Origin of the sequence: Isoptericola sp. NPDC057191, from assembly GCF_042670225.1 — a bacterium.
GTDB lineage: Bacteria > Actinomycetota > Actinomycetes > Actinomycetales > Cellulomonadaceae > Isoptericola.
On sequence record NZ_JBHUWC010000251.1, the window covers coordinates 1 to 4,345 of the forward strand.

Genomic DNA, 4,345 nt, shown 5'->3' on the forward strand with positions numbered 1-4,345 from the left:
CTTGCTCCTCAAACCTGAGGTTTGAGGAGCAAGTCAGCACGCTCGTTGCCGGGCTGGGCACCACGTCGCACGGTGCGTGCGTCAGGCGGCCGCTCGTTCGGCGGCCTCGACCGCGTTCCGGAACAGCATGGCGATCGTCGTCGGGCCGACGCCGCCGACGCGCGGCGTGATCGCCCCGGCGACCTCTGCGCACGACTCGTCCACGTCCGGCAGCAGCCGGCGACCCTCGTAGCGGACGCCACCGCCGACGACGGTCACTCCCGGCGAGAGGTGCTCGGGCTGCAGGATGCCCGGGACGCCGGCGGCCGCGATGACGATCTCCGCGCGCCGCGTGTACTCGGGCCAGTCCGGGACGCCCGTGTGCACGACCGTGACCGCGGCGTTCGCCGTCGGGCGCTTCTGCGAGAGCAGCAGCGCCAGCGGACGGCCGAGCGTCGTCCCGCGCCCGAGGATGCACACCTCGCGCCCCGCGACCGGGATCTCGTAGTGCGCGAGCAGGGCCTCGATGCCGGCCGGCGTGGCCGGCACGGGTCCGGGCATGCCCAGCGCGAGCCGGCCCATGTTCACGGGGTGCAGCCCGTCGACGTCCTTGTCCGGGTCCAGCGCGAGCATGGCCGCGTCGAAGTCGATCTGCGGCGGCGCGGGATTCTGGATGAGGACCGAGTCGACGTCGTCGGCGTCGTTCATCTCCCGCACCGCCGCGAGGACGTCCGCCTGGGTGGCGTCCTGCGGCAGGTGGATGTGCGGGGAGGTGAACCCGAGCTCGGTCGCCTTGTCCATCTTCATCCGGATGTAGCCGGCGCTCGCCGAGTCGTCCCCGACGAGGATCGTGCCCAGGCCGGGCCGGTGCCCGGCGGCGACGAGCGCGTCGATCCGCGGCCCGAGGTCCTCGAAGACGGCCTCGGCGACCGGCTTGCCCGGCAGCAGCCGCGCGGTCACTGGGACAGCCCGGGATAGAGCGGGAAGTCGGCCGTGAGCTTCGCGACGCGTGCGGCGAGGGCGTCGACGTCGGCGGAGGCGCCGTCGCGCAGGGCGACGGCGATGATGTCCGCGACCTCGGTGAACTCGGCGTCGCCGAACCCGCGGGTGGCGAGCGCGGGGGTGCCGATCCGCAGGCCCGAGGTCACGCGCGGCGGGCGCGGGTCGAACGGCACGGCGTTCCGGTTCACGGTGATGCCGGCGTCGTGCAGGAGGTCCTCCGCCTGCTGGCCGTCGAGCGACGAGTGCCGCAGGTCCACCAGCACCAGGTGCACGTCCGTGCCGCCGGTGAGGACGGAGACGCCCTGCTCCGCGACGTCCGCCTGGGACAGACGCTCGGCGATGATCCGCGCGCCGCGCAGCGTGCGCTCCTGGCGGTCCTTGAAGGCGTCCGTGCCCGCGACCTTGAACGCCACGGCCTTGGCCGCGATCACGTGCATGAGCGGGCCGCCCTGCTGACCCGGGAACACGGCCGAGTTGATCTTCTTGGCGTGCTCCTCCTTGCTCAGGATGAAGCCGGAGCGGGGGCCACCGATGGTCTTGTGCACCGTGGAGCTGACGACGTCGGCGTGAGGCACGGGGCTGGGGTGCAGCCCGGCGGCCACCAGGCCGGCGAAGTGCGCCATGTCCACCCACAGCTTGGCGCCGACCTCGTCCGCGACCTCGCGGAACGCGGCGAAGTCGAGCTGGCGCGGGTACGCGGACCAGCCGGCGATGATGACGTCCGGGCGGTGCTCGAGGGCACGCTTGCGCACCTCGTCCATCTCGATGCGGTACGACTGCGGGTCCACGCCGTAGGCGCCGACGTCGTACAGCTTGCCGGAGAAGTTGATCTTCATGCCGTGCGTGAGGTGGCCGCCGTGCGCCAGCTCCAGGCCGAGGATCTTGTCGCCGGCGTTGATGAGGGCGTGCAGCACGGCCGCGTTGGCCTGCGCGCCGGAGTGCGGCTGCACGTTGGCGGCCTCGGCGCCGAACAGGTCCTTGGCGCGGGCGATCGCGAGGTTCTCCGCGATGTCGACCTGCTCGCAGCCGCCGTAGTAGCGGCGGCCGGGGTAGCCCTCGGCGTACTTGTTCGTCAGGACGGAGCCCTGCGCCTGCAGCACGGCACGCGGGACGAAGTTCTCGCTGGCGATCATCTCGAGGGTGTCGCGCTGGCGGGCCAGCTCCCCGTCGAGGACGGCCGCGATCTCCGGGTCGAGCTCGGCCAGGGGCGCGTTGAACGTGGGGTCGGGAGTGCTCATCAGGCGTTCTCCTGCTGTGTCGGACGGCGGTCGGACGGGCCTGGCTCCCCGTCAGGGTGCCGGACCATCATGTCAATCGAGCGACCGGGCCCAGGCGAACGACCCGTCGTCTGCACAGCGCGTCGCTCCCCGGTGGTGATCCACCTGTACGCCAGTCGCGACCCTCGCGATCCTAGCCGATCCGATCGGCCCGGTCCCCTGCCGACCGCGAGGGAGTCGGACTCCCGCCGAGGTAGTTCCACCCTCGCCGAGGTAGTCGCGAACCTGCCGAGGTAGTCGGACCCGCGCCGAGGTAGTCCCGAACCTGCCGAGGTAGTCGAGAGCTCGGCGAGGTAGCGCGGGATACCAGGTTCCGCGAACTACCTCGGCACGGTCTGAACTACCTCGGCACGACCCCGGACTACCTCGCCGAGGCCTGAACTACCTCGGCATGGTCTGAACTACCTCGGCACGGTCTGAACTACCTCGGCGCGGTGTGGACTACGTCGGCGCGGGCCGGGCGGCCGCGGTCCTGTGCCATGTCGGTCCTGTGCCATGTTCATCGTTGCAGACGCGTGACCTGGGCCACTTGACCCCGACGCGCGAGGCGTGCCACATTGGGCGCCGTCGATGGCTCTTCATCGATGTAAACGCACCGGGGCGACGCCGCGCCGGACGCGTCCCGGATCTCCGAGAGGACCCCGTGATGAGGAAGTCACGCCTGATCGCCGGCATCGTCACAGCCGTGGTGGCCGCCGGTACCGTCACCGCCTGCAGCTCCGGCAGCGGGAGCGGCTCCGACGACGACACGCTCACCTTCATGTTCCGTGGTGGCGACGACGAGAAGAAGGCCTACCAGGAGGCCATCGACCGGTTCACCGAGGACACCGGCGTCAAGGTGAAGATGATCGTCACCTCCGCGGACCAGTACGCGCAGAAGCTCCAGGCCGCCGTCGCGGGCAACAAGGTCCCCGACGTGTTCTACATCGAGCAGGCCAGCCTGCAGTCCTACGTCAGCTCCGGCGTCCTCATGGACATCACGGACGAGGTCGCCGACCAGGGCGTGGACCTGGACAACGTCTGGCCCTACGGCGTCGACTCCTACCGGTTCGACGGGAAGACCCAGGGCACCCCGGACGGCAAGCTGTACGGCCTGCCCAAGGACATCGGCCCGTTCGCGTTCGGCTACAACGCCGACATGCTGAAGAAGGCCGGCATCGACCGTCCCGACCCGGACAAGCCCCTGACCTGGGACGAGTGGCTCAAGATCTGCCAGAAGCTCACCCAGGACACCGACGGCGACGGCAAGACCGACCAGTGGGGCACCGGCCTCAACGTGCAGTGGAACTCGCAGTCCTTCGTGTGGAGCAACGGCGGCGACTGGACCAACCCCGACCACACCCAGGTCACCGTCGACACCCCCGAGTTCGCCGAGGCGATCCAGTTCATCGCCGACCTCACCACCAAGTACGGCGTCACGCCGAACCCCGAGCAGGCGCAGACCCTCGACACCTACCAGCGCTTCATGGCCGGCGAGATCGGGTTCTTCCCCGTCGGGCCGTGGGACATGAGCGTCTACAACGACCTCGACTTCGAGTACGACCTCATGCCCTGGCCCGTCGGCAAGACCGGCAAGCCGGCGACGTGGGTCGGCTCGCTCGGCATCGGCGTCTCGAACACGACCGACCTGCCCGAGGACGCCGTGAAGCTGGCCACCTACCTGTCCACGGACGAGGCCGCGCAGCAGACGCTGGTCGACGCCAACGTCCAGATCCCGAACCGCATCGACACGGCGAAGACGTGGGCGGCCGAGGCGGACGAGGACGACACGCTCAAGCCCAAGAACCGCCAGGAGTTCCTCGACATCGCCGAGGACTACGGGCGGGAGATGCCGGCGTCGTTCACCTACGGCGCCGAGTGGTACGACGAGCTGTGGGTCGGCATCCAGCCCGTGCTCGACGGCAAGCAGACCGCCGCCGACTACCTCGCCGAGGTGCAGCCGCGCATGCAGGACCTGCTCGACCAGTCGAACACCCAGGCCGAGCAGGCCGCGGCGGCCGGCTCCGCCCCGTGACGACCGCCTCCCGCGCGCGCCGCTGACGCCTGCGCCCCGACGCCCCCCGCGGCGCGGCCGCCCCTCCCGGGAC

Annotated in this window: 3 protein-coding genes and 1 riboswitch; of the genes, 1 reads left to right on the top strand and 2 read right to left on the bottom strand. The window is 70.6% G+C overall.

The window, feature by feature from the left end:
- Positions 1–81: 81 nt before the first annotated feature.
- Both ACFT55_RS19230 and glyA read right to left on the bottom strand, forming a co-directional pair.
- On the bottom strand, positions 82–939 hold the full coding sequence (locus ACFT55_RS19230; RefSeq protein WP_380245454.1) for a bifunctional 5,10-methylenetetrahydrofolate dehydrogenase/5,10-methenyltetrahydrofolate cyclohydrolase: 858 nt from the start codon (positions 937–939) through the stop codon (positions 82–84).
- Complete coding sequence (gene glyA / locus ACFT55_RS19235; RefSeq protein ID WP_380245455.1) at positions 936–2,219, bottom strand: serine hydroxymethyltransferase; 1,284 nt, start codon at positions 2,217–2,219, stop codon at positions 936–938. Before glyA ends, ACFT55_RS19230 begins: the two co-directional genes overlap by 4 nt.
- Positions 2,220–2,300: 81 nt before the next feature.
- A riboswitch (ZMP/ZTP riboswitch) is annotated at positions 2,301–2,388 on the bottom strand.
- Between the two features lie 516 nt (positions 2,389–2,904).
- Between glyA and ACFT55_RS19240 the strand changes: the two genes are divergently transcribed.
- On the top strand, positions 2,905–4,272 hold the full coding sequence (locus tag ACFT55_RS19240; protein ID WP_380245456.1) for an ABC transporter substrate-binding protein: 1,368 nt from the start codon (positions 2,905–2,907) through the stop codon (positions 4,270–4,272).
- Positions 4,273–4,345: the final 73 nt, after the last annotated feature.